The 24,142-nt window shown below is 62.9% G+C and carries 27 protein-coding genes; 16 read left to right on the top strand and 11 right to left on the bottom strand.

Annotation, left to right across the window (positions count from 1 at the left end):
* The first annotated feature begins 30 nt into the window (after positions 1–30).
* The 5 genes from K1X12_RS01450 to K1X12_RS01430 all read left to right on the top strand — a co-directional run bounded on the left by K1X12_RS01450 (position 31) and on the right by K1X12_RS01430 (position 3,599).
* Positions 31–825, top strand: a complete 795-nt coding sequence (locus K1X12_RS01450; RefSeq protein ID WP_220985866.1) for a sulfite exporter TauE/SafE family protein — start codon at positions 31–33, stop codon at positions 823–825.
* A 124-nt stretch (positions 826–949) separates the two neighbouring features.
* A complete protein-coding gene (locus tag K1X12_RS01445) occupies positions 950–1,672 on the top strand; it encodes a hypothetical protein (RefSeq protein ID WP_220985865.1) in 723 nt (240 codons plus the stop codon).
* A complete protein-coding gene (locus K1X12_RS01440) occupies positions 1,669–2,295 on the top strand; it encodes a class I SAM-dependent methyltransferase (RefSeq protein WP_220985864.1) in 627 nt (208 codons plus the stop codon). Before K1X12_RS01445 ends, K1X12_RS01440 begins: the two co-directional genes overlap by 4 nt.
* A gap of 11 nt (positions 2,296–2,306) precedes the next feature.
* Positions 2,307–3,131 carry a heme-dependent oxidative N-demethylase subunit alpha family protein gene (locus K1X12_RS01435; protein WP_220985863.1) on the top strand — a complete coding sequence of 275 codons (825 nt, stop codon included), beginning with the start codon at positions 2,307–2,309 and terminating at the stop codon, positions 3,129–3,131.
* A gap of 30 nt (positions 3,132–3,161) precedes the next feature.
* Positions 3,162–3,599, top strand: coding sequence for an EVE domain-containing protein (locus K1X12_RS01430; RefSeq protein WP_220985862.1), 438 nt, complete (start codon positions 3,162–3,164; stop codon positions 3,597–3,599).
* 48 nt (positions 3,600–3,647) lie between these two features.
* On the opposite strand, the gene K1X12_RS01425 is transcribed toward K1X12_RS01430, so the two are convergent.
* Positions 3,648–4,382, bottom strand: coding sequence for a class I SAM-dependent methyltransferase (locus K1X12_RS01425; RefSeq protein WP_220985861.1), 735 nt, complete (start codon positions 4,380–4,382; stop codon positions 3,648–3,650).
* A 72-nt stretch (positions 4,383–4,454) separates the two neighbouring features.
* On the bottom strand, positions 4,455–4,985 hold the full coding sequence (locus tag K1X12_RS01420) for a D-glycero-alpha-D-manno-heptose-1,7-bisphosphate 7-phosphatase (RefSeq protein WP_369426045.1): 531 nt from the start codon (positions 4,983–4,985) through the stop codon (positions 4,455–4,457).
* 143 nt (positions 4,986–5,128) lie between these two features.
* Here K1X12_RS01420 and K1X12_RS01415 point away from each other — a divergent pair, with 143 nt between their 5' ends.
* Together K1X12_RS01415 and K1X12_RS01410 are read left to right on the top strand one after the other, a co-directional pair.
* Positions 5,129–5,398 carry a hypothetical protein gene (locus tag K1X12_RS01415; protein WP_220985859.1) on the top strand — a complete coding sequence of 90 codons (270 nt, stop codon included), beginning with the start codon at positions 5,129–5,131 and terminating at the stop codon, positions 5,396–5,398.
* A gap of 177 nt (positions 5,399–5,575) precedes the next feature.
* Positions 5,576–7,765 carry a putative bifunctional diguanylate cyclase/phosphodiesterase gene (locus K1X12_RS01410; RefSeq protein WP_220985858.1) on the top strand — a complete coding sequence of 730 codons (2,190 nt, stop codon included), beginning with the start codon at positions 5,576–5,578 and terminating at the stop codon, positions 7,763–7,765.
* Here the strand turns inward: K1X12_RS01410 and K1X12_RS01405 are convergent.
* Positions 7,754–9,019 carry a TCR/Tet family MFS transporter gene (locus K1X12_RS01405; protein WP_220985857.1) on the bottom strand — a complete coding sequence of 422 codons (1,266 nt, stop codon included), beginning with the start codon at positions 9,017–9,019 and terminating at the stop codon, positions 7,754–7,756. The two genes, K1X12_RS01410 and K1X12_RS01405, sit on opposite strands and share 12 nt — an antisense overlap.
* Positions 9,020–9,120: 101 nt before the next feature.
* Between K1X12_RS01405 and K1X12_RS01400 the strand changes: the two genes are divergently transcribed.
* Positions 9,121–9,732: a GNAT family N-acetyltransferase gene (locus K1X12_RS01400; RefSeq protein ID WP_220985856.1), complete on the top strand. Its 612-nt coding sequence runs from the start codon at positions 9,121–9,123 to the stop codon at positions 9,730–9,732.
* Between the two features lie 36 nt (positions 9,733–9,768).
* Positions 9,769–10,023, top strand: coding sequence for a CBU_0592 family membrane protein (locus tag K1X12_RS01395; protein ID WP_220985855.1), 255 nt, complete (start codon positions 9,769–9,771; stop codon positions 10,021–10,023).
* Between the two features lie 99 nt (positions 10,024–10,122).
* Here the strand turns inward: K1X12_RS01395 and K1X12_RS01390 are convergent, their stop codons facing one another.
* The 4 genes from K1X12_RS01390 to K1X12_RS01375 all read right to left on the bottom strand — a co-directional run bounded on the left by K1X12_RS01390 (position 10,123) and on the right by K1X12_RS01375 (position 13,664).
* Complete coding sequence (locus tag K1X12_RS01390; protein ID WP_220985854.1) at positions 10,123–10,902, bottom strand: crotonase/enoyl-CoA hydratase family protein; 780 nt, start codon at positions 10,900–10,902, stop codon at positions 10,123–10,125.
* A 22-nt stretch (positions 10,903–10,924) separates the two neighbouring features.
* Positions 10,925–11,830, bottom strand: a complete 906-nt coding sequence (locus tag K1X12_RS01385; RefSeq protein WP_220985853.1) for an alpha/beta fold hydrolase — start codon at positions 11,828–11,830, stop codon at positions 10,925–10,927.
* Positions 11,831–11,916: 86 nt separating this feature from the next.
* A complete protein-coding gene (locus tag K1X12_RS01380) occupies positions 11,917–12,402 on the bottom strand; it encodes a DUF2165 family protein (RefSeq protein WP_220985852.1) in 486 nt (161 codons plus the stop codon).
* Between the two features lie 80 nt (positions 12,403–12,482).
* The gene (locus tag K1X12_RS01375) at positions 12,483–13,664 is read right to left on the bottom strand and encodes a vWA domain-containing protein (protein ID WP_220985851.1); all 1,182 of its coding nucleotides are present in this window, start codon (positions 13,662–13,664) and stop codon (positions 12,483–12,485) included.
* Between the two features lie 119 nt (positions 13,665–13,783).
* On the opposite strand from K1X12_RS01375, the gene K1X12_RS01370 reads away from it, so the two are divergent.
* Both K1X12_RS01370 and K1X12_RS01365 read left to right on the top strand, forming a co-directional pair.
* Positions 13,784–14,578: a hypothetical protein gene (locus K1X12_RS01370; RefSeq protein ID WP_220985850.1), complete on the top strand. Its 795-nt coding sequence runs from the start codon at positions 13,784–13,786 to the stop codon at positions 14,576–14,578.
* Between the two features lie 61 nt (positions 14,579–14,639).
* Positions 14,640–15,392 (top strand): DUF2270 domain-containing protein, encoded by a 753-nt coding sequence (locus K1X12_RS01365; RefSeq protein WP_220985849.1) that lies wholly within the window; start codon positions 14,640–14,642, stop codon positions 15,390–15,392.
* Between the two features lie 57 nt (positions 15,393–15,449).
* Here K1X12_RS01365 and K1X12_RS01360 read toward each other — a convergent pair whose 3' ends face one another.
* A complete protein-coding gene (locus K1X12_RS01360) occupies positions 15,450–16,334 on the bottom strand; it encodes an AAA family ATPase (protein ID WP_220988762.1) in 885 nt (294 codons plus the stop codon).
* A gap of 367 nt (positions 16,335–16,701) precedes the next feature.
* Between K1X12_RS01360 and K1X12_RS01355 the strand changes: the two genes are divergently transcribed.
* From K1X12_RS01355 to K1X12_RS01345, 3 genes are read left to right on the top strand one after another with little or no spacing between them, the layout of a single operon-like run.
* Positions 16,702–17,082, top strand: coding sequence for a flagellar biosynthesis repressor FlbT (locus K1X12_RS01355; protein ID WP_220985848.1), 381 nt, complete (start codon positions 16,702–16,704; stop codon positions 17,080–17,082).
* Positions 17,082–17,393 carry a hypothetical protein gene (locus K1X12_RS01350; RefSeq protein ID WP_220985847.1) on the top strand — a complete coding sequence of 104 codons (312 nt, stop codon included), beginning with the start codon at positions 17,082–17,084 and terminating at the stop codon, positions 17,391–17,393. Before K1X12_RS01355 ends, K1X12_RS01350 begins: the two co-directional genes overlap by 1 nt.
* Positions 17,394–17,405: 12 nt before the next feature.
* The gene (locus tag K1X12_RS01345; protein ID WP_220985846.1) at positions 17,406–18,056 is read left to right on the top strand and encodes a MarC family protein; all 651 of its coding nucleotides are present in this window, start codon (positions 17,406–17,408) and stop codon (positions 18,054–18,056) included.
* Between the two features lie 26 nt (positions 18,057–18,082).
* On the opposite strand, the gene K1X12_RS01340 is transcribed toward K1X12_RS01345, so the two are convergent.
* Positions 18,083–19,423 carry a hypothetical protein gene (locus K1X12_RS01340; RefSeq protein ID WP_220985845.1) on the bottom strand — a complete coding sequence of 447 codons (1,341 nt, stop codon included), beginning with the start codon at positions 19,421–19,423 and terminating at the stop codon, positions 18,083–18,085.
* Between the two features lie 229 nt (positions 19,424–19,652).
* Here K1X12_RS01340 and dksA point away from each other — a divergent pair, with 229 nt between their 5' ends.
* Positions 19,653–20,099, top strand: coding sequence for an RNA polymerase-binding protein DksA (dksA, locus tag K1X12_RS01335; RefSeq protein ID WP_220985844.1), 447 nt, complete (start codon positions 19,653–19,655; stop codon positions 20,097–20,099).
* A gap of 288 nt (positions 20,100–20,387) precedes the next feature.
* Positions 20,388–21,482, top strand: coding sequence for a FliM/FliN family flagellar motor C-terminal domain-containing protein (locus K1X12_RS01330; protein WP_220985843.1), 1,095 nt, complete (start codon positions 20,388–20,390; stop codon positions 21,480–21,482).
* On the opposite strand, the gene K1X12_RS01325 is transcribed toward K1X12_RS01330, so the two are convergent.
* On the bottom strand, positions 21,460–22,128 hold the full coding sequence (locus tag K1X12_RS01325; protein ID WP_220985842.1) for a YceI family protein: 669 nt from the start codon (positions 22,126–22,128) through the stop codon (positions 21,460–21,462). The two genes, K1X12_RS01330 and K1X12_RS01325, sit on opposite strands and share 23 nt — an antisense overlap.
* Complete coding sequence (locus tag K1X12_RS01320) at positions 22,101–23,960, bottom strand: DUF885 domain-containing protein (RefSeq protein ID WP_220985841.1); 1,860 nt, start codon at positions 23,958–23,960, stop codon at positions 22,101–22,103. The genes K1X12_RS01325 and K1X12_RS01320 overlap by 28 nt, the downstream gene beginning before the upstream one ends.
* Positions 23,961–24,142 lie beyond the last annotated feature (182 nt).

Here is a 24,142-nt window from a genome sequence, read left to right as displayed (position 1 = left end):
AAGTCAGTCTTGCCGGGGAACGGGACGCAAATGGAACTTACTACACAAGTTATCCTGGCCGCGCTGCTGAGCGGTGCAATTGTCGGTATTTTTCTCGGTACGTTTGGCGGTGGTGGCAGCGTGCTGGCTGCGCCCCTGCTCATCTATGCCGTGGGCGTGAAAGACCCGCATGTGGCGCTGGGCACATCGGCGGCAGCGGTGGCGGCGATTGCGCTGGTGAGCCTTGCCGGGCACTGGCGGGCAGGGCGGGTGAAATGGCCGTGTGCGAGCATGTTCGCGCTGGCAGGAATTCTTGGCTCCATCGCCGGATCGCAGGTCGCGTTGCGGGTGGATGGAACCTGGCTGCTGCTGGCCTTTGCCTTTGCGATGGCGGCAATCGGACTTTCCATGTTTCGCAAGCCGAAAGCCGAAGGCGACCCGGATGTGCATATCACGCCGGCCATCATGGCGCGCATTGTGCCGCTCGGCCTCGTCACCGGCATGGCGGCGGGCTTCTTCGGGATTGGCGGGGGCTTCCTGATCGTGCCCGGCCTGATGATGGCGACGGGCATGACGCTATCGAATGCGATGGCCTCATCGTTGGTCTCGGTGGCCCTGTTTGGCGCGACGACTTCGGCAAACTATGCGCTGGCCGGGCATGTGGACCTGCCGCTGGTGGGCCTTGTGCTGATCGGCGGGGCGGCAGGCGGGCTGGCCGGCGTCCAGATTGCCCGCCTTCTGGCAGGCCGCGTGGGCCTTGCCCGGAAAGGTTTTGCGGCGATGATCGTGGCCGTTGCTGTCTATGTCGGATGGAATGCGCTGCACGCGATTGCTGCAACTCCCTGATTTCAGGCGCGTGCCGATATGCAGTGGCTCTGCGAAAGGTTGCCAACCGCGCCGCAAAACGCTGATATGCTGCTTCAAAGGGTTAACAGCGCCCCGGAGAGAAGACCGGGCAGGGAGAGCATGAATGGGCCTGATCTGGTGGATTCTGCCATCGATTGCCGGGGTGGTCGGTCTCATCCTGTTGTTCGCAGGATTTGGGAAGCTGGCGAACCTGAAGCCGTTTGCCGGAGTAGCGCGTCTTGCCTTCGGGACGGGTTTCCTCGGACTGGCCGGCGTGGTGGCCTTCGCGGGGCTGAACTTCCAGACCTATAAGCGGCTCACCTATGAACGCCCGGTGGCGGTGGTGAAGTTTACCGCCGTGCCGGGAGAAGCCGCCTCCTACACCGCAGACGTGACCTTCTCCGATGGCACGCACCTGACACAGGCCGACGGCACGCAGCCGGTGTTCCGCGGGGATGAATGGCAGATCGGCGCGCGCGTGATCAAGTTCAAACCGATGGCCAACATCCTGGGTTATGATTCGGTCTACCGGATCGAGCATATGCGCTCGACCAACTCGATGCAGTTTTCTTCCGAGGCGGTGACTGAAGGCAAGATCGACGGCATACGGATCGTTACCGAAGAGCCGGGTATCGATATTTCCAAGCTGGCCGACACTTATGGCTCGCGTTTTGGCATCGACGCGGAATACGGCTCGGCCACCTATCAGCCGATGGGCGACGGCTTTGAATATGAAGTGTCGATTACGCAGGACGCGCTGATCGCGCGGCCGACCGAGGCGACCCGGATTGCCATCCAGTCGAAATCCTATCCGGGCTTTTTGCCCTCGAAGCGGACAGACCGATGAATCCCTGGGACCGGTATGTCGTTCCGAACCTCGTATCGTGTGCCTGTTCCTCGCGCCCGATCATGAAGCAGCGTGCCAAGGTCGTGCCGCAGGCGGAAGGCGTTGTGCTGGAGATCGGCTGCGGCTCGGGCACGAACTTCAAGATGTATGACGCTGGCAAGGTGGAGAAGCTCTACGCGCTGGAGCCTTCGCCGGGCATGGTGGTCAAAGCGCGTCGCACGGCCGATGAGCTGGGCATTGGCAAGGGGATCGAGTTCCTCGAGACCGGGGCGGAGAAAATTCCGCTGGCGGATAAATCCGTCGACACCGCCGTGATCACCTTCGTGTTGTGCACGATCCCCGACTGGAAAGCGGCGCTGGAAGAAACCCGGCGCGTGCTGAAGCCGGGCGGGCGCGTGCTCTTCTCCGAACATGGGCTTGCGCCCGATGAAGGCGTGGCCAAATGGCAGCGCCGGGTGGAGCCTGTGTGGAAGGCGCTGGCGGGCGGGTGCCGTCTGACGCGCGATACCTCCGCCATGCTTACCGAGGCGGGCTTTGCGCTGGAGGGGGCCGAGACGATGTATCTGCCCAACACGCCGAAGATCGCCGGCTTTGTGAGCTGGGGCGGCGCGCGGATCGCGTGAGCGCCGGAAGGATGCGCCGGCCACCTTACCTGCCATTCCTGAACGGGCCTTTGAGCCTTGCGCCGGGCCTGCGCCCGATTGATCCGGGAAGCTGGCTTCATCCCGATACGGAAGCGGCTGCCTGGCTGGGCGAGAAACGCCAGATCATGAAAGCGCGCCGGGGCGAGGTGTTTGCCTCACGTATCGATGAAAGCCTGATGGCGCGGGTGGCCCGGCGTGTGCTGGCCGGGGCGCCGGGGGAGGCGGGATGGGAGACGCCGCTGGAGGTGGCGGCAGCCTCCGTTTCCGATGACATCTGTATTCTGACGAAAGATGAAGGCGGCCTTTGGCGCCTGATGGCGGCAAGTCTTGTGGCGCCGACATTCTGGCGCCTTGCGGAGAAGATCGGCGCGCCGCTTTCGGGCTTGCATGAGCCTGTGCCGGGGGCGAACCCCGGCATGGTGGGGCGTATTCACCGGATGTTTGACGCGCTGCGGCCGGGGCAGGTGCTGGAGCGGTTCAACTGGACTGTGCAGCCGGGGGCGGACCGGTTCACGCCGTCGCAGGCGCCCTACAAGGCGCTGGCCGCGCAATTGCCGGAGGAAGGCGCGCTGGACGCGCTGTGGCTGCGCGTGGAGCGGCAGACGATTTCAAAACAGGCCGAGGGCGACGCGGTGGTGTTCACCATCCGTGTGGCGGTGGACCCCTTGCGCGCGGCGCTTGCCGGGGCGGGACATGCCGAAGCGTTCCGCGCGGCGTGGAAGGGGATCGACCCGGTTCTGGCGGAGTATAAAGGCTGGCCGCATTATCAGCGGCTTGTCCGCGCAGCGCTGGCGCAGGCGGGAATCGGCGGCTAGAACCCGGGACGAAACTGGAAGGACTGGCAGATGCAATACTGGCTCGTGAAATCCGAACCCGACGCCTGGAGCTGGGAGCAGCAGGTGAAGAAGGGCGAGACGGGCGAGATCTGGTCGGGCGTGCGCAACTATACTGCGCGCAACCATATGCGCGCGATGGCGCTCGGCGACCGGGTGTTCTTCTACCACTCCAACCAGGGGCTCGAAGTGGTGGGCGTGTGCGAGGTCAATGAGCTCTCCAAACAAGACCCGACGACAGAGGACGCGCGCTGGGACTGCGTGACCCTCCGCGCGCTGGCGCCGATGCCCAAGCCAGTGAAGCTGAAGGATGTGAAGGAAAACCCGAAGCTGGCCGAGATGAGCCTCGTGACTTCCTTCCGCCTCTCCGTGCAGCCTGTGACGGCGGCGGAGTGGAAAGAGGTCTGCCGCATGGGCGGGATGGACCCCAAGACGCTGAAGGCGGTCTGAGGCCGGTTATTCGGCCGGCGAGGCGGCGAAAGTTCCTGATCGGTGGGCTCAGACCGGTTTGCGATATAGGGAAATGTGCATGCGGCTGTCTGCGGTGAAGGCCGCCCGATCCCAGCCGCCCCAGCGGCTTTCCGGGATGAGCCCGGCAAGGCGTGCCATCAGGTCTATCTCTTGAGGCCATGCATAGCGCATCGGCAGCGGGGTCATGCGCGTGCCTTCCGGCGTGAAGCGAAGGTACTGATATTCGATCCGCTGTGTCACCGGATCGTGGACGGCGGCTTCGAGTGTCAGTGTGCTGAAATCGAGATGGCGGGTTCGCAGGTTGGTGTGATTCCGGAATTGCCCAAGGTCTGGCACAAAGGCTTCGATCAGGAACGCGCCGCCTGGCGCCAGCATGCTGGCAGCATTCTGGAAGCAGCGAATCTGGTCTTCCTGCCGGGTGAGATTGAACAACGTGTTGAAGATCAGGAAGATGAAGCCGAAGGAGCCTTCTGCGCGCGCGGTCGACATGTCGCCCAGTTTAATGGGGATCTCGCCGCCTCCTAGCTTCTCCCGCAGCTTTGCGATCATCCCCGGGGATGCTTCAATGCCCTCTATCTGGCATCCGCGCTTGGCCAGAGGCAGCGCAACGCGCCCTGTGCCGATGGCAAGCTCAAGCGTGCGCTGGTTTGCGGCAATTTCAGCCAGAAGATTGACGGCGTTTTCGGTCGTGCCCGGATCATGCAGCCTGTCATAGTCCGCCGCGTTGAGCTGGCCGAACGTTTCGGGGCCATAGCCCTCCATCAGCAAAACCGATTGGCAAACGAGCAGAACATGAAGGCCCTGCTAGCATAAATTGCAGAAGGGGGCGAGGGGTTATCCGCGATTGCCGTCTTCGAAGCTGGCAAGGGTCCATTCGGCGAAGGTGGCGAGGTTGCCGCCGCTGAAGAGGAAGCCGGCGACACCGGCAGCGCGGGCGGCTTCGACATCGGCATCCTTGTCGCCGATCAGGAAGCTGCCTTCGCGCTTTACCGGAAACTCCGACATGGCCTGCAGCAACATGCCGGGCTTGGGTTTGCGGTCGAAGCTGGCTTTCCGGTAGCGCGGGTTTTCGCCTTCCTCATGATAGGGGCAGAAATAGATGCGATCGATATGCGCGCCTTTCTCAGCGAGGCGCGCCTGCATCCATTCGTGCAGGGCCTGCATGTCTGCCTCGGTGTAATAGTTGCGCGCGATGCCGGACTGGTTGGTGACGACGAAGACATACCAGCCGCGCTTGTTGAAGGCGGCGATGGCCTCGGCAGCGCCCTCGACGAACTCAAAATCCTCAACCCGGCTGACATAGCCGCGGTCGATATTGATGACGCCATCACGGTCGAGGAAGAGGGCGGGGCGGTGAAGGCTCATGGCGCTCGATATGGCGGGAAGGAGAGGCGGATGCAACCTCATCCAGAGGCGGGAAAGCGCTCGACAGTCAAGGCAAACTCCCCGAGAGTTGCCCTCCATGGCGGGACGGGGAATGATCCCGCATCACCCTGGGAGGGAAATGCATGGAACCGTATATACCCCTGATCATCAGCGCGCTTGGCGGAACGATCCTTGGGCCGATCCTGTCCAAGCTGCTCGGCGGCAGCGGCGCGATGGGTGTTGTGGGCGGCATCTTGGGCGGTGTGGCGGCCCATTACGGCGCCGACGCAGCGGGCATCGGCCCGATGCTTGGAACCTCATCGACTATGATGGCCATCCAAAATTTCCTGGAAGGCGGCATAGGCGGCGGCGTTCTGGGGCTTCTGGCGAGCATCGTCCTGCGCAAGCGCTGATCTGCAGCAACCGCTACAGAAGATACACCAAATCATCCAGCCAGCATGGATCCGTAGGCAAACAAACGGCCCGGATCTGTTAACACATTGCGATACAGCCGGCCGCTGTTTGGATAACAGGCTCGTAACCATTGCCATGCGAACGCTCCAAAGCAAGACGCAGGAGACGTTGGGCTGATGGTATATCGATACGCACTGAGTTCCGCCGTGGGCGGACATTTTGGTATTTATCCCGAATCCGGAGACGGCGGACAGGGCCTGCATCTCTGGAAGCATGACCTTGTTCTGGTCGGCCTGGCGGCAGTGATCTGTCTGGCCGGTTCCTGGGTTACGTTGCAACTTTTGCGGCGCGCGGCAGGCGTTTCGGGCTATCAGCGGATCGGCTGGCACATCCTGACCGCCGTGGCGGCGGGCGCCGCAATCTGGTGTACGCACTTCATCGCCATGCTGGGCTTTGACCCCGGAATTGCCTTCACGTTCGAGCCTGTTTTGACAATCTTGTCGCTTATCGTGGCGATGGTGGGCGCCGTGGCGGGCTTTGCGCTGGCAACTTCGCGCCGGCTGCGTTTTGCGCCGATCATTGGCGGAAGCGTTGTTGGCCTCGCGATTGCCGCGATGCACTACACCGGCATGATGGGGTATTCCGTAAACGGCATTGTGACCTGGAATGTGCCGGTTCTCCTGCTGTCCATCGTGTTTGCCGTTGTCCTTTCTGCGCTTGCGCTGCCCGTGGCGATCCGCGCGCATACGATGAAGAAGCAATGGTTTTCTGCGGGCACATTCGTGCTGGCGATCGTGCTGCTGCACTTCACTGGCATGGTGGCCTTCCAGTATGAGCCGCTGGGCGTTTCCCTCGTCACGCCGATGAGAGAAGCGATCCTGGCGCTGGCGCTAGCCATCGCCTGTGTCGGCTTCCTGATCATCGGTGCGAGCATTGCCAGCTACCTGATCGATGCGAGCGTACGCACGGATTCCTATGAGCAGCTGCGCCAGATGGCGGTGACCGACAGCCTGACCAATCTGCCCAACCGCGTGAGTTTCAATGGCCGCCTTGACCATGAACTCGACAGCGCCCACTCGCAGGGCCAGAAGGTTGGCCTGATCTGTATCGACCTTGATCGCTTCAAGGAGATCAACGATCTGCGCGGGCATGGGGCAGGCGATGAAGTGCTGCGCACGCTGGCCAACCGCATGACCTACCTGCTGCGCGATGGCGAGTTTGTGGCGCGCCTCGGCGGGGATGAGTTTGCCGCCGTCAAGCGGATGCAGAACGCGGCAGAGCTCTCTGATTTCCTCAGCCGTCTCGAAGCGGTGCTATATGAGCCGATTGCACTGGAAGAGTTCCATGTGACGCCCGGCGCAAGCCTTGGTGTGGCGATCTATCCTGATGATGCCACCGACAAGCTGTCGCTGATCGGCAATGCGGACCTTGCGATGTACCGCGCGAAATCTTCGCCGAATTCGGCGGTTGCCTTCTATGACCCTTCCATGGACGAGATCGTCCGGGACCGGAAGAACCTTGCCAATGACCTGCGCATCGCGTTCGAGCGCAACGAGCTGGACATTCATTTCCAGGTGCAGAAATCGGTTTCGACCGGTGAGATCCGTGGATATGAAGCGCTGCTGCGCTGGACCCACCCTGTACGAGGCAGCATTTCGCCAGCCGAATTCATCTCGATTGCGGAAGAATATGGCCTGATCCTGCAGCTTGGCGAATGGGTGTTGCGCAATGCGTGCGCGCGCGCGGCCCGCTGGGAGCCACAGTATAAGGTGGCGGTCAACGTCTCCCCGATGCAGTTTGCCCATGCCGACCTGCCCAAGATGATCCTCGAGACGCTGGTGGAGACCGGACTGCCGGCGCACCGGCTGGAGCTGGAACTGACGGAGTCGACGATCTTCTCCGACAAGGAACGCTCGCTGCACATGCTGCGCCAGATCAAGGGCATGGGTGTGACCATCGCGCTGGACGATTTCGGTACGGGCTATTCCTCGCTCGACACGCTGCGTACGTTCCCGTTCGACAAGATCAAGCTCGACAAATCCTTTGTGGAGCAGGTGGAATCGAGCGAGCAGACGGCGGCGATGGTGCGTGCCGTGCTGGCGCTGGGCCGTAGCCTGAAAATCCCGGTTCTGGCGGAAGGCATCGAGAATGCCCAGCAGCTGTCTGTTCTGACTACGGAAGGGTGCGACGAGGTTCAGGGCTTCCTGCTCGGCCGTCCGCTGCCAGTCGAACGGATCGTTGATATCGGCCAGCTGACGGTGAAGCCCGAGCCTGCCAAGCCCGAACCGCGACAGCGCCCGGATACCACGGAAGCAGAAGTCTCTGAGGCTTTGCCGAAAGTGGCCGGTGGCGGATCAGCCGCCTGATTTGGGCAGCGCGTCGCGGTTCAGGTTGACGCCCGCCCGGAAGGGCAGGAGCGCCAGCACCAGTAAAGCCGCTGACAAGAGGAAAGCGGCACCCGGCAGATAGATTGGTGCGCCCGGCTGGGTGAAGGCGTAGAGCGCCCCGGTCATAATCAGGGGACCGATGATCATGCCGATGGCATTGAGACTGGACGCAGCGCCCTGAAGCTCGCCCTGCGCGTCGGCTGGGGTGAGGCGCGACATGACCGCGTTCAGCGCCGGCATGGTGACCCCGCCCAGCGCGTTGACGACAATGATCGCATAAGCGATTTCCGGGCGGCCCGCGAACGCGAAGCCGAAGGCCGTGAGCATCGAGACGGTGATGCCGAGCAGGACTGTGCGAATGAGGCCGAGGCGTTTCAGGATGAGGCCCATGAGGCCGGCCTGCACGGCGGCGGCACCGATGCCGACAAGGCCGAGCGAGAGGCCGATCTGAAGCGGGCTCCAGCCATACCGGATTTCGCCATAGACCGACCAGGTGGCCGGATAGACCATCGCGGCAAGGAAGATGAAAACGCTGGTGACCAGGAACCAGGCGATGTGGGGCAGCTTGGCGAAGTGCCGGGCCGCGCCGAGCGGATTGGCGCGCGTCAGGTTGAGCGCGCGGCGGCGATCCTGCGGCAGGGATTCGGGCAGGACGAAAACACCATAGAGAAAGTTGAGGCACGCGAGCCCGGCAGCGACGAAGAAGGGCGCATGGATGCTGATCTCGCCCAGGAGGCCGCCCGCGACGGGGCCGAAGATGAAGCCGAGACCGAAGGCGGCGCCGATGAAACCGAAGGCGCGGCCGCGTTCCTCCGGGCTCGTCGTATCGGCGATATAGGCGTTGGCGGTCGAGAAGGTGGCGCCGGATATGCCAGCCAGTGCGCGGCCGAGGAACAGTAGCCAGATATTTGGCGCCAGCCCCATGATGAGGAAGTCTATGCCAAGGGTCGCCATCGAGACGAGCAGGACCGGGCGGCGGCCGAACCTGTCAGACAGCGCGCCGATCAGCGGGCCGAAGAAGAAGGTCATCACCGCATAGGTGGCGGCCAGCCCGCCGATCCAGAGCGGGGCGCCCTCGGGCGGGACATGCGCCAGTTCCTGGATCAGCTGGGGCAGGACGGGGATGATCAGGCCGAAGGCAAGATGGTCGATGAAGACCGTCACCAGCACGAAGAAGAAGGCATTGCGCCCAGGGCGTTTGCCCGGATGGGCGGGGGCGGTGGTCTCAGTCATGCCGGCGATTGATTGGAAGCCGGGCGGCCAGTCAAACGAAATTGTGCAAGGGGCTGGGCCGGGGACTGGCGGGGCGGCGGGAAAGCTGCGAGTTTGGCGGGATGGCTGGCGAAATTCCGATCACGCAAAATCCTGTGTCGCCCGAAGCGGCTGAAGCAATCCGCTGCGCTGTGCGGCTGGCAACTGCGATGGGCGACTCGCGCCTTGCGCGAGAAGGGGACGCGCCGGGCTTCTTCAAGCTCGTCTCCGACCCTGCGGTACATGCACCGATCTACACGCTGCCCCAGCCGCTGACGGAGCTGGCCTGCGACATGTTCCTGGAGACGCATATCGTCGAGCGGGAGGTGGGCATCGGGCTGTTGTTCGTACGCGAGGGGGAGGATGGCCGGATCATGGGCTATTCCGACATCCAGCTCTGGCCGGAATGGGGCGCGGGCGAACTTGGCGGGGCGCTGCACCCATCGCTGCACGGCGAGGGGCGCGGCGGAGCCGGCGCTGCGGCGAGCTTTGCCTGGATGTTCCGAGAGCTGGGGCTGCACCTCATCTGTGAGACAGCGGCGCTCGACAATATCCCCACCCAGCGCCTGCTCGACGGGCTTGGTTTCCGGCGGATGGGCGAGGTGGTGAGCCAGCGCAATGACGGGACGACGCGGGCGAGCCTCGTCTGGGAGATCACCCGTGAGGAATGGGAAGCGCGGCACGGTAAAGTCTGATTGCCAAGCGTGCTGCGACCGGCTAGCGGGCGCGCCATGACGATCACGGAACTTTTCATCGAAGTGGCTGGCTGGGCCGGGGCAGCGCTGATCCTTGGCGCTTACATCCTGCTGTCCATGGGGCGGCTGCAGGGCAATTCGCCGGCCTATCAGTGGGCCAATGTGATCGGGGCGGCGGGGTTTATTCTCAACAGCGGCTATCACGGCGCCATTCCGTCGGTCGCGATCAACATCCTGTGGGTGGCGATCGGCGTGTTTGCGCTGTGGCGGATCTACAAGGCGACCGCCTAGAAACGCTTTTACGTGGCGGCGGGCGCAGAAAGCTGCGGGTTTGGGGACGGGGAGAGCAATCCGGAGTTCTGCAGCGAGTATCCGCCTCCCGACTGACGCTCAGAACTTTCCGTGACGGCCTTCGCCTTTGGAGAAGCGGCTGGCGCCCTCCTTTGCGCTGCCGGCCTTGAGCACGTTCAGCCCGCCGGCAAATTCGGCGCGGATGGCGTCTTCCTCGCTGAGGCTCCACTGGGAGAGCGCAGAGGCGCGGTCTGCCTTCATGCAGAGCTGCGGGAAGGCGGCGATGTCCCGGGCGATCTTGAGGGCGTAGGGAAGTGCGGTTTCATCCGATGTCAGATAATTGACAAGGCCGATGGTGTGAGCTTCTTCGGCGGATACCTCGCGGCCCGTCAGGATCAGGTCCATCGCGCGGGAGGCGCCGATGAGGCGGGGCAGGCGGACCGTGCCGCCATCGATCAGGGGCACGCCGAAGCGCCGGCAGAAGACACCGAATTTCGCTGAGGGCGAGGCGACCCGCAGGTCGCACCAGATTGCGAGCTCAAGGCCGCCAGCGACGGCATAGCCATCGACGGCGGCAATGACGGGTTTGGAAAGCTGGAGGCGGGAGGGGCCCATCGGACCAAGATCCCCTTCGGTGTGCGACGGGTTTCCCTTGCCAATGGCGACGGCTTTCAGGTCTGCGCCCGCGCAGAAATTACCATCCGCCCCGGTGAGGATGGCAACGGACAGGGTGTCATCCGCGTCGAACGCCTTGAAGGCCTCATAGAGGGCCGTGGCGGTCGCGCCATCGACGGCGTTGCGGGCCTGCGTGCGGTCGATTGTGACAATGAGGATGTTTCCATCCGTCTTTGTCCGGATGGTGTTCTCGGGAGGGCTCATGTCATTGTCCTGCTAGGGGAGGTCAGGCGGTTGCGACGTTGCGGCCGAGGAAGGGCACGATCCGGTTCAGCAGCGCCGGCATCATCGCCTCGGGTAGGTCGTGCCCCCACTTCTCGATGAGTTCGAACTCTGCGCCGGGAATGCGTCGGGCGATGTCTGCGCCGGCTGCCGGCAGGATCAGCGTGTCGGCCGCCCCATGCAGCACCAGTGTCGGATGCGCCACCGTGGCGAGACGGTCGTGCCAGCGCGGTTGGGCGAGGATGGCGGCATATTGCCGGGCGACCCCTTCGGGCCGGTCCGACCGGCGCGTCGCAGCCATGGAGGCGGCCCGTATGTCATCGTCAGATCCGCGCACGTCCGGATGCGATCCGTAGACGGCACGCCCCTGGACCGCGAGTTCGGCAATCGCCTCCGGCGTGCGGTTCTCCGGCACTGCCGTTAGTGCTGCGCCCGCCTCCGGGGTCGACATCGGCACAGACGGATCGCCCGAGGTCGTCATGACGGGGATGAGGCTGCGCACGCGGCCTGGATGATTAAGCGCCATCAGCTGCACGATCATGCCGCCCATCGAGACGCCGAGAATGTCGGCCTTGTCGGCGCCGAGTTCGCCGATCAAGGCGGCGGCATCGGCGGCCATGTCGTTCAGAACGTAGGGCACTTTCTCGTGCATGGGCTCGCCCGCAGTGATGCCCTTCACGATGTCGCGCGGGGAGGGGGCGGTCTTGCCGGTAAACTCTGTCGAGAGGCCTATGTCCCGATTGTCGAACACCACGACGCGCCGGCCCGCATCGGCCAGGCCCCGCTTGAAACTGTCTGGCCAGCCGGTCATCTGGCCGGAAAAACCCATGACCAGGAGCATCAGGGGATCGTTCTTCGCCCCGATCTCCTCATACTCGATTTCGATGCCGTTTGCCCTGATGCGTGCCATGCCGTTCCTCCATGTATTTTTTGCGCAGCTTAGGAGCCGCAGAACAAAGCACAAGCGCGGTTCTGGCGGGAACGGGGCGAGGGCGCCTAGATATCGGCCTGATTGACGAAGATCAGGATGATTGCGCTCGCAGCGTGATACATGAACGCCCCTTCGAACGAGCCGGCCCCCACCTGGCTCTGCCACATCTGGAAGAGCCCTGCGCCAAAGACCTGGAAAATGCCGAACCAGACAATCAGGGCGGTGCAGCAACCGGCGATGGCCCATGTCTTGGCCGCGTTGAACGCCATGGCCTCATTGCCAACCTGCTTCCACATGTCATGAGCGCCCTTGAAGCATAGCAGGCCGACCAGCAATTCGCCGGTCATGATGCCCGCAAGGGCAAGCTGGATCAGGACAGGGGAGGTGATCGCTGGCACGATCGGGTTCGGATAGGCCGGACTGTCAGCCTGGCCGAAGACGGCCCCGACAGCCATCTGGGCATATTCCCAGTTCACGGCGTTGGAGATGAAGTAGAACAGGCCCTGAAGCCCGACCAGTACGATCAGAACGATCTTGAAATAGCGGATCATTATCCCCTCCTGAACATTACCGCCTGAGCGCAGGAAGCGCGGCAGGCTTTGTGTGCAGGTTCCGGGGAGGAGGCGGATGCCTAGCGGCTGAGTTCCTTCATCGCTTCATCCAGGCCGCCGAGGGTCAGCTCGAACATTCGGTGCGGGCCGATCAGCTCACGGACGAGCTTGATGGAGCCGGTATATTCCCAGGCGCCTTCCTTGGTGGGGTTGAGCCAGACAAGGTTGGGGAAGCGTTCGACAAAGCGCTGGATCCAGATGCCGCCGGCTTCTTCGTTCCAATGTTCGACCGAGCCGCCGGTATAGGTGATCTCATACGGGCTCATTGTGGCGTCGCCCACGACGATCACTTTGTAGTCGGACGGATATTTGTTCAGTACGTCCCATGTGGGAATGCGATTATTCATCCGGCGGCGGTTGTCCTTCCACAAGCCCTCATAGGGGCAGTTGTGGAAGTAGTAGTATTCGAGGTTCTTGATCTCAGCGCGGGCGGCGGAGAACAGCTCCTCCATCACGCGGACATGCGGGTCCATCGAGCCGCCAACATCGAGCAGAAGGAGCACGGAAATCGTGTTGCGCTTTTCCGGGCGCATTTCGATGTCGAGATAGCCCTTGCGGGCCGTGTTGCGGATGGTGCCGTCAAGGTCGAGCTCGTCGGCAGCGCCCTTGCGGGCCCATTTGCGCAGGCGCTTCATGGCGACCTTGATGTTGCGGGTGCCTAGCTCGATCTTGTCGTCGTAATTCTTGAACTCGCGCTTGTCCCACACCTTCACGGCGCGGCGGTGGCGCGACTTGTCCTGGCCGATGCGGACGCCTTCGGGATTATAGCCATTGGCGCCGAAGGGCGAGGTGCCGCCCGTGCCGATCATCTTGTTGCCGCCCTCATGGCGCTTCTTCTGTTCTTCGAGGCGCTGCTTGAGGGTTTCCATCAGCTTTTCGAAGCCGCCCATGGCTTCGATTTCGGCCATCTCTTCCGGCGTGAGGAATTTCTCGCTCATCTTCTTGAGCCATTCCTCGGGCAGGTCCTGCACGTTGACGGCGTCGGCCAGCGTGTCGAGGCCCTTGAAGACATGGGAGAAGACGCGGTCGAACTTGTCGATATTGCGCTCATCCTTCACCAGGGCGGCGCGCGAGAGGTAGTAGAACTCCTCCACCTCCATATCGATGACCTGCTTGTCCATCGCCTCCATCAACAGGAGGTATTCCTTCAGCGTCACCGGGACTTTTGCCGCGCGCAGCTCGTTGAAGAAATTCAGGAACATCGGCCGGGCCTCTCTGTTTCTCGCCCTTCAAGATAAACATCATATGGGGCGATGTCCAAGCTGACGCTGGGAAAAGCGTGGTCATTTCCGGTTCAGGCGGGCCGGGCTAGGGAGGGGCCATGATACGGGCGGCTATACTCTCAGTTCTGTTGGTTCTACCGGCGATGCCGGCCCTGGCCGGGCCGCCGCCGGCGACGGCGCCGTTTGGTGCGCCGGTCCGGGACGATTGTTCCGGGCCGGGCGAGCAGGCCTGCATGCTGGACGCGATCTGGGCCGCCGCCAGCCGCCTGCCAGAGGCCAAGCGCGCCCGGCTGAAGCCTGATTTTGCCGCTGCGGCGGCCTATCTGCCGGACGCGGCCTCCAAATCGGCCTGGCAGGCACGGCTTGGCAATGCGCAGCCGAGGATTGCCGGCACCGATTACGCTGCCCAGACCGCACAGCAGGCCGTGCGCGACTATGGCTGGCAGGGATTTGTTGCGCGCGCCCGCGACGGGGCCCAGCCGCTGAATATCGGCCGGCCGGAGATCATGGCCGCCGCGCTCGACCTGGCGCCGGACGCGGCCGCGCGGGCCGACCTGACGGAGCTCATGTTCCTATTGGCGGGCAGCCCGACGGCCTCGCCCCGGGGGATTGGCGGATTTAATCCGGATATGTTCGAGCGGGCAGACTTTGGCCATGTGCTGGCCGAGCGGATGATGAAGGACTGCAACGCGGAAGGATTTGCCCGCGCGCGGCGCCTGACGGCGGCGCCCGACGCGATCCGCTATCAACTCTGGGCGGCGCGCATCAATGGCGGCGCCGGGAACCTTGCCGCGCGCGTGCGCCTTGGCGATGGCAGCAGCGACACCAGCTTCGTGCGGCAGGCGCTGGAAGGGTATGGTCCGGTGCTCAAGCTCGGGTATTGCAAACGCTAAACGGGATTGCCGGGCCGCAAGGTCTTTCCCCCGTCACATTCCTGAGTCATAGGGTCTGGGCATGGACACGATGGACGAAACCGACGCCGACCATATGCCGGCACCTGCCGAAGGGCTTTGCGGACCATCCGAGGTGACGGCGCTGTCGCACCTTTACCGGGCTGAAGTCTACCGCTCGACCGTTTGGCGCCAGCGTCTTGATCAGACGACGAACTGGGCGGTGATTTCCACCGGGATCGGCCTGTCCGTCTCGTTTGCGAATGAGCGGGCTTCGCCGTTTCCGATCGTTCTGGTCGGCGCGCTGTGCGTCGTCTTCCTGATGCTGGAAGCGCGGCGCTACCGGTTTTTCTATGTTTGGCGGTTCCGCGCGCGGGTGCTGGAGATTGCCTTCATGGTGCCGATCCTGCGCGGGGAGGGCACGCGCATTCGCATCGACCGGGGTACGGCGTTGTCGGACGATTATGAAAAGCCGCAATACAGGATTTCGATGATCCGGTGCGTGGGCCGAAGGCTCAGGCGCAATTATGGCTGGATGTTTGCGATCCTCGGGGCGGCCTATTTCGCCAAGATTGCCATCCACCCGGTGGATGTGACCTCCTGGGAGCAGCTGTTCCGGCGCGCGCATATCGGGCCGATCCCTGGCTGGGTCGCCATCAGCTGTGGCTGCCTGTTCCATGTCGGCTGGATTTTCCTGGCCTGGAAAACCTGGTGGGACGAGCGCAAGGACAAGTCCAAGATGGCCGACTTCCTGAAGAGCCGGGAAGACGTGAACCTCTCACGCGTTGTGAATGCGCACGACTCGGCGCTGGGCTGAGGCTCATAAAAAAGCCGGGCGTTGGCCCGGTTTTTTTGTTTCTGGTTCGTTGACGGATTATCCCGCCGGGCCGCGGCGGCCGCCGCCACCTGTGCCACCACCGTCCTGACGGCGGGAGAGGAAGGCGAGGCGTTCGAAGAGGGCCACGTCCTGCTCGTTCTTCAGCAGGGCGCCGTGCAGCGGCGGGGCCAGGGCCTCGGGGTTTTTCTCGCGCATCGTTTCCAGGTCGATGTCCTCATTCATGAGGAGTTTCAGCCAGTCGAGCAGCTCTGATGTGGACGGCTTCTTCTTCACGCCCGGCAGCTCGCGCATGGCGTAGAAGGTGGAGAGCGCGTCGCCGACGAGCTTCTTCTTGATGCCGGGATAGTGGACATCGATGATCGAGCGCATCGTCGGCTCGTCCGGGAATTTGATGAAGTGGAAGAAGCAGCGGCGCAGGAACGCGTCGGGCAGTTCCTTCTCGTTGTTGGAGGTGATGATGACGATCGGGCGCTGGATGGCCTTCACGGTCTCGCCCGTCTCGTAGACGAAGAACTCCATGCGATCGAGTTCCTGCAGGAGGTCGTTCGGGAATTCGATGTCGGCCTTGTCGATCTCGTCGATCAGCAGGACGGGGCGCTTGCCGGCGGTGAACGCCTCCCAGAGCTTGCCCTTCTTGATGTAGTTCTTCACGTCCTTGGCGCGCTCTTCGCCCATCTGGCCGTCGCGCAGGCGGGAAACCGCGTCATATTCGTAAAGGCCCTGATTGGCCTTGGTGGTGGATTTGATGTGCCATTCGATCAGCTCGGCGCCGAGCGCCTTGGCAACTTCGATGGCCAGGACGGTCTTGCCGGTGCCCGGCTCGCCTTTGACCAGAAGGGGACGTTCCAGCGTGATGGCAGCATTGACGGCCACGCGCAGGTCATCTGTTGCAACATAATCCTTGGTGCCCTCGAACCGCATCCGCCTTGATCCCTTCATCTTGTTTTGCTGGTGGGCAGCATAAAGCCGACGGGGGCGCGGGCAAGCGCTGACCTCAAGGAAAGTGCTGCGGTGCAGAATCGAATTTCCTTAGGGGAAAGGCAAAGCCGTGGTAAACAGGAATGGCCATGCGCGCCGCCACAGAGGCTCAAGCTTCACGAAAAGCGTCGCGCCGGTTGCAGGCAGGCTGGCCGGTCCGGTTGGCTCGAAGAACCGGCCTAGACCTTATGATCCAAATGCCCCATGGGACGAGGGGCGCATGGCCCCCAACCTCCCGTAAAAATTCGGAAAGCAACCGTTAACGCCTTTGTGTGAATTTGCGACAATCCGCACCATGGGGGCCGGACGTATGCCGCTCAAACTCTCTCTCAAGCCTGGCGAAACCTTCGTTGTGAACGGGGCGGTCGTGCGCAATGGCGACCGGCGCGGCGTACTGCTGCTTGAAACCCAGGCGCGTATCCTGCGTGAGAAGGATATCCTTCCGGCGGCGGCTGTTTCGACCCCGATTGACCGGGCCTATTTTGCCGTGATGCAGATGTACCTGCTCGGGGAAGTGGATGGGCCGCTCTACACCCAGACTGCCGAAGCGCTGGCCGGCCTGCTGGCAGAGATGCCGGAAGTGCGGGAAGACGTTCTACAGATTTCCGCCGATGTCGTGGCCGGGGATCTCTACAAGGCGCTCAGCCGGTGCCGGAAGATGATGCCGCAGCCAGGAACGGAGGCCTCATGATGGCCGATGGACACCAGATGCCGGTGCGCGCTCTCAAGGCAGAGGCGCTGACCAGTCTTGAAGACGCGATCCGCAAGCTGGAGGCCGGGGCAGGCGAGGGCCTCGCGGTCGATCTCGGCAATGGCCGGATTGCCCGCGCTGACAGCCCGCGCGGCAATGAGGGCCTGTTGCAACGCCTGCGGGGCCACAAGATGTTGCTGGCGCTTGCGTCTGGCGGTGCTGACCTGTCGCGGCTCAAGCCCGTGCCGGGCGATGTGCAGGTGGCTCCTTCGGTGCGGGAGATCCTTGACGCGGCCACTCGCAAGGCCTAGCGGCAGCGCGCCATGACGCCTGAACTGATTTCCCTTTTTACTGCCACCTTCGTGACCTTCTTCGTGCTGATCGACGCACCGGGGGTCGCGCCGATCTTTGCGACGCTGACGGCCAAGGGTTCGCCTGCCTATCGCCGGCGGATGGCTTACAAATCGGTGTTCGTGGCGACGCTCATCATGGTCATGTTCGCATTCGGGGGCGCCTGGCTGCTGGACGCGATGCACATTTCCATAGACGCCTTCCGGGCCGCCGGCGGCGTGCTCCTGTTCCTCATCGCGCTCGACATGGTGTTCGAGAAGCGAACCGAGCGGCGCGAGCACCGCGCCGAAGAAGTGCTGGAAGAGCATCGCGACGATCCGGAGCCGGATGATATCTCTGTGTTTCCGATGGGCATCCCAATGATCGCCGGTCCCGGCTCAATCGCAACGGCGATGTTTTACATGACCGAAGCCGAAAGCATTGCGCATCAAGGCGTTGTGCTGGCGGCCATCGGGCTCAATCTCATCATCACGCTGCTGATCTTCCTGGCAGCGGCACCGATCGTGCGCCTGATCGGCGCAAGCGTTGCGGGCGCCCTGACGCGCATCCTCGGCGTGATCCTGGCGGCGCTGTCGGCGCAGCTGATCATCGACGGTATTCGCGGCGCCTTCAATCTCGGTTGAGTTTTCTGGGCAGAGCCGTTGCTCTGTCAGGCGCCCTGAGGCTCGGCCCGGCGCTTGGGCAGCCGGATATAGAGACGCACAGTCGACAGCGTGACCCAGAACAGCAGCATGCCAGCAGCCGTCAGGCTCATGATTTCCAGCACTGTGTTGCGGTTCCAGCTTATGCCAGCGTCAGCCAGCTTCAGCGATTCCAGTCCGCGTTCGCGCACAAGGACAATCAGCCGTTCGCCGCCCGCCTCTGCAAGCAAACGGGCGCGCTGAAGGTCTGCGCCATCTTCGATGATCGAGAGGACAGTGAGCGCGCCGCCGGGGCTGGTCTGGGCAGCGAGGCGCTGGATCTGGTTGAGATCGCTTTCGAGGGCAGCCAGACCCGCCCGGTCAATCGAGGTAGAATAGGCGTCTCGGACGCGGTCGGCCCTCACTTCCGTGGTTGCCAGCTCACTGAAAGCGTCTTCAAGCGCCGGGGCCAGAGCAGCGTCGGGGAGCGCAGCGTTCACGCGCTCGGTGAGATAATCCGAGAAGCTTGGTGTCAGGCGCTGGGAGCGACGGGCGGACTTCAGAATAGACACCGACAGAGCGGCGGCATCCGACAGGCCGTCGCTATGATCTTGCTGGACGAGGCCCAGGCCCGTCAGCTTGACGACGAGTTCGTCGGAACGGTCGCCCTGCAGCCAGCGCAGGGACATGTTTGAAAGGTCGGCATAGCTGCCGAGCATCTGAAACCGACGGTCATCCTCGCTGCGAACGTTGGCCTGGAGGACGACGGGTTCTTCAGGCGCCTCTTCCACGGCGGCGACAGCGGCGGTCTCACCCACGGCAGGGTTTTCGACGTTGGGGGCTGTCGGCGCCGCGCCCTCATCCAGAGCAGGGGAGAGATCTTCCTCCTCGGCGGCACCGATGCCTGGAGGATTGAAGCGTTCGGTCTCCATGATCCGGTTGGCAACCGATTCAGGCAGTTTCTGGAGCGCGGCGCGGACCAGGCGTTCATCCGGCGTGCCGCTCACTTCTGCGTCGGCGCGGACGCGGATCTGTTCCCCGAGGTCGCGGCCAAGCATCTGGGGCGAGGCCAGCAGATACCCCCGCACGGCGGCCATGTCGCGCGTGTCGAGTTCGGCGATGATGCGGTCCTGCCAGTAGGGCAGTTTGCGGTCTTCATCCCTGGGGCCAAAGGTGGCGAGTTCCTCAAGCAGCTTTTCATGCGCGTGCTGGAGCGCCTCCGCGGCGCCCTCGCGGGAGGTCAGATCCTGGTCATAGGCGTTCGCGACAGCGCGCGCGCCAATAACAGGCAACAGGATCAGCAGGGAGTTGAACATCACCGCCAGCATCCAACCGGCTTTGCGGGAATGTACTTTCCGTTGGCGGGCCATTCCGACGATATTACCGTTTGGGCAGACAGGGAGGGGACGACACCCATAGAGCGTGCCAGGGGGACAAAGATCAAGGGGTGGTGTGCAACTTGCACTGTCCACAAGGCCCTTTGTGAGGCTAGGATTCTGTCACTGACAGTGTTTTGGCATCTTTTTGTCTTAATTGTCTGAAAATGCTGGGTTTACTACCGCAGTCTCAGAGATTGCAGGGAATCGAGGTCCGCTCTATATGGCACGCAAACGAGTGAAGGAGTCTGCCGTGAGTATCGATCTCTCAGACGATTATCGCCCCTCGGAAGACGAAGAGTTCATGAATGAGCGGCAGCTCGCCTATTTCAGGCGCCTGCTGGAAGCCTGGAAGGCCGACATTCTCGACGGCGCCAAGCAGACCATTCATAACCTTCAGGACGAATCCGGTTCCTTGCCGGACATCGTCGATCGTGCTTCTGCCGAAAGCGATAAAGCCCTTGAGCTTCGCACCCGCGACCGCCAGCGCAAGCTGATCTCCAAAATCGACTCCGCACTTCGCCGGATCGAAGATGGCTCCTACGGTTATTGCGAGGCTACCGGCGAGCCGATCGGCTTGCGTCGCCTTGAAGCGCGACCGACGGCCACTCTAAGCCTTGAGGCGCAGGAGCGCCACGAGCGCAAGGAACGCACTCTGCGCGACGACTAGTCCGCTCGCGTTTTTTATCGCCCGGAACAGTAAAAAGGCGGCTCTCCAGATCGGAGTGCCGCCTTTTTTCCAGTCATCTTTCCCCACGCCTTTGGCGGTCTTTGAGCGAGCTTCTTTGGGCTGCAGGGACATCATGCCTGCGAGTTCCGAATCACCGCTTACCAAGCCCTGAGCAGAAGGTAAAAATCTGCAGACTTGGATGAATCCCACAGGTGGCCTCTGTTAATATTTGCCGCGCTGCGGAATTCACTAACGCGCCATTAACCTTTTCCGGGCGACTCTGGGGGGATGAGCCCACCTGCAGCCTCCTCCGCGCAGAGAGTCCCCCTGCCAGACGCGGCAGAGGATGGCTGGGACGTATCCCCCCGGCTTCGCCGCCGCATCATGACGGACAAGCCGCCCATGCGTGAACCGATGGATCTTGAAGGACCGATGCCGACGGGGCGCAGCGTTCTCACTCAGGCTGAGATCGAAATGCTGTTGCGTCCGGATCTCTCGGACATGGACGAGCCGGAAGAGATTGAAGTTGCGCCGCTGCAAAAGCAGCCGCAGCCGCGCCAGACACCCGAATTGACTATGCCGGTGCCTACCGATGGCCGCGAGGAAACCGCCCGCCGGATTGCCGCGCGCCTGTCCCGGGCGATGCGGGAGCATTGCGGCCTGCCGGCGGCGTTCACGGTGCGCCGTGTGTCGCCGACCAGCCTTGCCAAGGCTGTCTCGGACCGCGAAGAGCAGGGGCAGGCGATTGTCTGCTGTGCAGGCGCCGACGGTGATGTTGCCGCGATGCTGGTGCTTGGCGCCGGGCTGACGCAGATCATGATCGAGACAGCTTGCGGCGGTCCCGTTCCCAATGGCGCCCCCAAAGCCCTGAGCCCGATTGATCTGGCGCTGATCGAGGGGCTGACGCGCCCGCTTGCGCCTTTTATCGGGACCGGGCTCGGCTTCTCAGGAGTTGAGACCGATCCGCTGTTTGCTGCGTCGATCGCTGCGCCGGGCGCCGCTTACGAGATTATGCTGTCTGTGCGTGCAGGCGGGGCAGAGTGGCCTGCGAAACTGATCCTCACGGAGGCATTGCTGCCGCTCGCTTCGCCAGGGCAGGCGCCTGCCGGGAAGCCGGCATCGGCGGCCGGAGCCCTGACGGTACTGATGACGGCGCGGGTTGCGCGGGTCGAGATGCCTTTGTCGAAACTGACGAGCCTGCGCCCCGGCGCGACCCTGCTGCTTGGCGTGCCGGCGGATCAGCCGGTCGAGCTGCTTTCGGGCGGGCTGGATGGCGGCGTAGCGGCAGAGGGCGAAATCGGGCGCAAGGGCAATCGTATGGCGGTTCGCGTGTCGCGCAGGGGCCCAGCGCTGCGGGCGCTCAATCCGGCTTACGCCGAATAAACTCTGCTTCCACTTCGACATTCACGGTATCGGTCAGCAGGCCGGAGAATTTGTCGACGCCGAAATCGGACCGGCTGAGGGAACCCGTTACCGAAAAGCCGACGACATCGCTGCCCCTCAGCGGATCATAGGCGCTGCCGTTGAGGCGGGCGATCAGAGTGATCGGGCGCGTAATTCCCTTGAGCGTCAGGTCGCCGTCGATTTCTGCTTCTGTGGGCGATGCCAACCGGATTGTACGAGAGCGGAAGATCGCCTGAGGGTGGGTTCCAGCGTCAAACCATGCTGGCCCCATAAGTTCGGCAGCAAACTCCGGATTGGCAATGTCGAGCGAGGTCATGTCGATGGTTGCCTCGACCTGCGCGCCAGCTGGATTGGCCGGATCACCTGAGAGGGTGGCATCGAACCTGTCGAAACGCCCGGCATAGTTTGAAAAACCGAGATGATCGATCTTGAAGAGGAGGGCGGCGTGATGCGGATCGAGGACGAAATCGCCCCCATCCAGCGTGACGGCAGCAGTATCGACCTTCGGCTTCAGCAGCGCGCCGGCGAGGGAAGAGCAGCCCGCCAGCAGGCCGAGCGCCAGCGCGACGCTGGCAATCCAGCCTGCACGACGTGAACTCAGGCGTCGTTTGTCCGTTCGATCCATGCGTCGACATTCTCCTCAAGGATTGCCAGCGGCACGGCGCCGTCCTTCAGGACTGCGTCATGGAAATCGCGGATGTCGAACTTGTCGCCCAGCTCGGCCTTGGCGCGTTCACGCAGTTCCACGATCTTCAGCATGCCAATCTTGTAGGCCGTTGCCTGGCCCGGCATCACAATATACCGGTCGATGGCTTTGCGGCAGTCCCCTTCGGGATTGGGGGTGTTCTCCATGAGGTATTGGACGGCCTGTTCGCGCGTCCAGCCTTTGGAATGGATGCCGGTATCGACCACGAGGCGGGCTGCGCGCCAGATTTCCATCGCGAGGCGGCCGAAATCCGAATACGGATCAGCGTAGTAGCCAATTTCCTTCGGCAGCAGCTCCGTATAGAGGCCCCAACCCTCGGAATAGGCCGTATACCCGCCGAACTTGCGGAAGCTCGGCACGTTTTCCAGCTCCTGCGCGATGGCGATCTGCATGTGGTGGCCGGGGATGCCTTCATGGAAGGCGAGGGCTTCCATCTGGTAGGTCGGCATGTCGGCCATCCGGTAGAGGTTGGCGTAGTAGATGCCGGGGCGGCTGCCGTCCGGGGCAGGACGGTTGTAGAACGCCTTACCGGCTGATTTTTCGCGGAAGGGCTCGACCGCCTGAACGATCATGCCGGCCTTGGGAAAGGTGTTGAAGAGGTTTGGAAGATCAGCCTCCATCCGGCTGATGGCGTCGCGGGCTTCGGCCAGATACTCTTCGCGGCCTTCGGCGGTTTCCGGTTTGTAGAAGCGCGGATCGGTCCGCATGAACTGGAAGAAGTCCTGCAGGTCTCCCTCGAAGCCGACCTCAGCCATGATGGCCTGCATCTCGCCATGGATGCGGGTGATTTCATCGAGGCCGATCTGGTGGATTTCGTCGGCCGTCAGATTGGTGGTCGTCATCGCCTTCAGGCGGGTCTCGTAATAGGCCGCGCCATTGGGCAGCTTCCAGGCGCCATCATCGGCGGTCGCGGTTAGCTGCTGGTGGGCGAGTTCCTCGATGGCTGCCTCATAGGCGGGGCCAACATAGGACTTCAGCGCCTCTTCTCCGCGCGCGAGGAAAGCAGCGCCCTCTTCTTGGGTAAGCGTCGCGTTGGTGACCAGAGCGCCGACCTTGCCGCGGAAGTCCGCCATCAGGGGGCTGTCCTCACTGCCATCGCTGGCGCCGGAGAAGGGAAAGCCGGTGATCAGGCCGCGTGCATCGGAGAGGACATATTCGTAAACGAAGGCAGGTGGCTGAATCCCTTTTTCGGATGCTGCCCTGGCGTTGGCAACATGCTGTCCGAGATAGGCGGCGACGCCTTCAAGACGCGAGATATAGGCGTCGAGATCGGGCGCGCTGGTGGCCTTATGCTGGTTGATCAGGAAGGCGGGGATGGAGGACTGGACCCCGAACATCTGGTTGAAAGTGTAGCTGTGATCCTGGAACGGGGCGTTCGCTTCGGACCGTTCCAGCTCATAAATCGCCAGGCGCCAGGAGAGCCTGGATTGATCGTCCAGTTTGTCGAAGTCGAATTTCTCCTGCATTTCCTGAACATTGGCGCGTTCGAGGGCGAGGGTTTCCTCGCCGAACTCCGGGGAGGCGTCGGGCCATTCGCCATAGCGCTCGCGCCGGCCGAGAGCGGTGAGGCGCATGGGGTTGCGGGCAATCGACTCTTCGAACTTCTGTTCGAACCAGTCGTTCAGACGTTCGGATTCGGCGGCCACAATCTCGGCGGAATACTCAGTTACGCGTTCGTCCCGGTGGGCGGGCGTGCCGCAGGCGGTGACCAGAACAAGGGCCGCGAGCAGCGCGTGCGGACGAGATACCATGGTTTGCCGAATCCTGTTCAACTGTTGGAGATTGCTGCGTGTCTATTAACGGCTTTTTCGGGTTCGTTAACCTTTGCCATGCGACAAACAGCATTCTGGGTGAGGGCCGGGCATCGGGTTGCGTGATGCCCGCCTCGCATAAGGCATGGCCGGACCGGGAAGGGAACCGGCCAAATGGAATG

It is taken from the genome of Hyphomonas sediminis (assembly GCF_019679475.1).
In the GTDB taxonomy this organism is placed as follows: Bacteria; Pseudomonadota; Alphaproteobacteria; order Caulobacterales; family Hyphomonadaceae; genus Hyphomonas; species Hyphomonas sediminis.
This window is presented reverse-complemented; position numbering and strand designations above follow the sequence as displayed.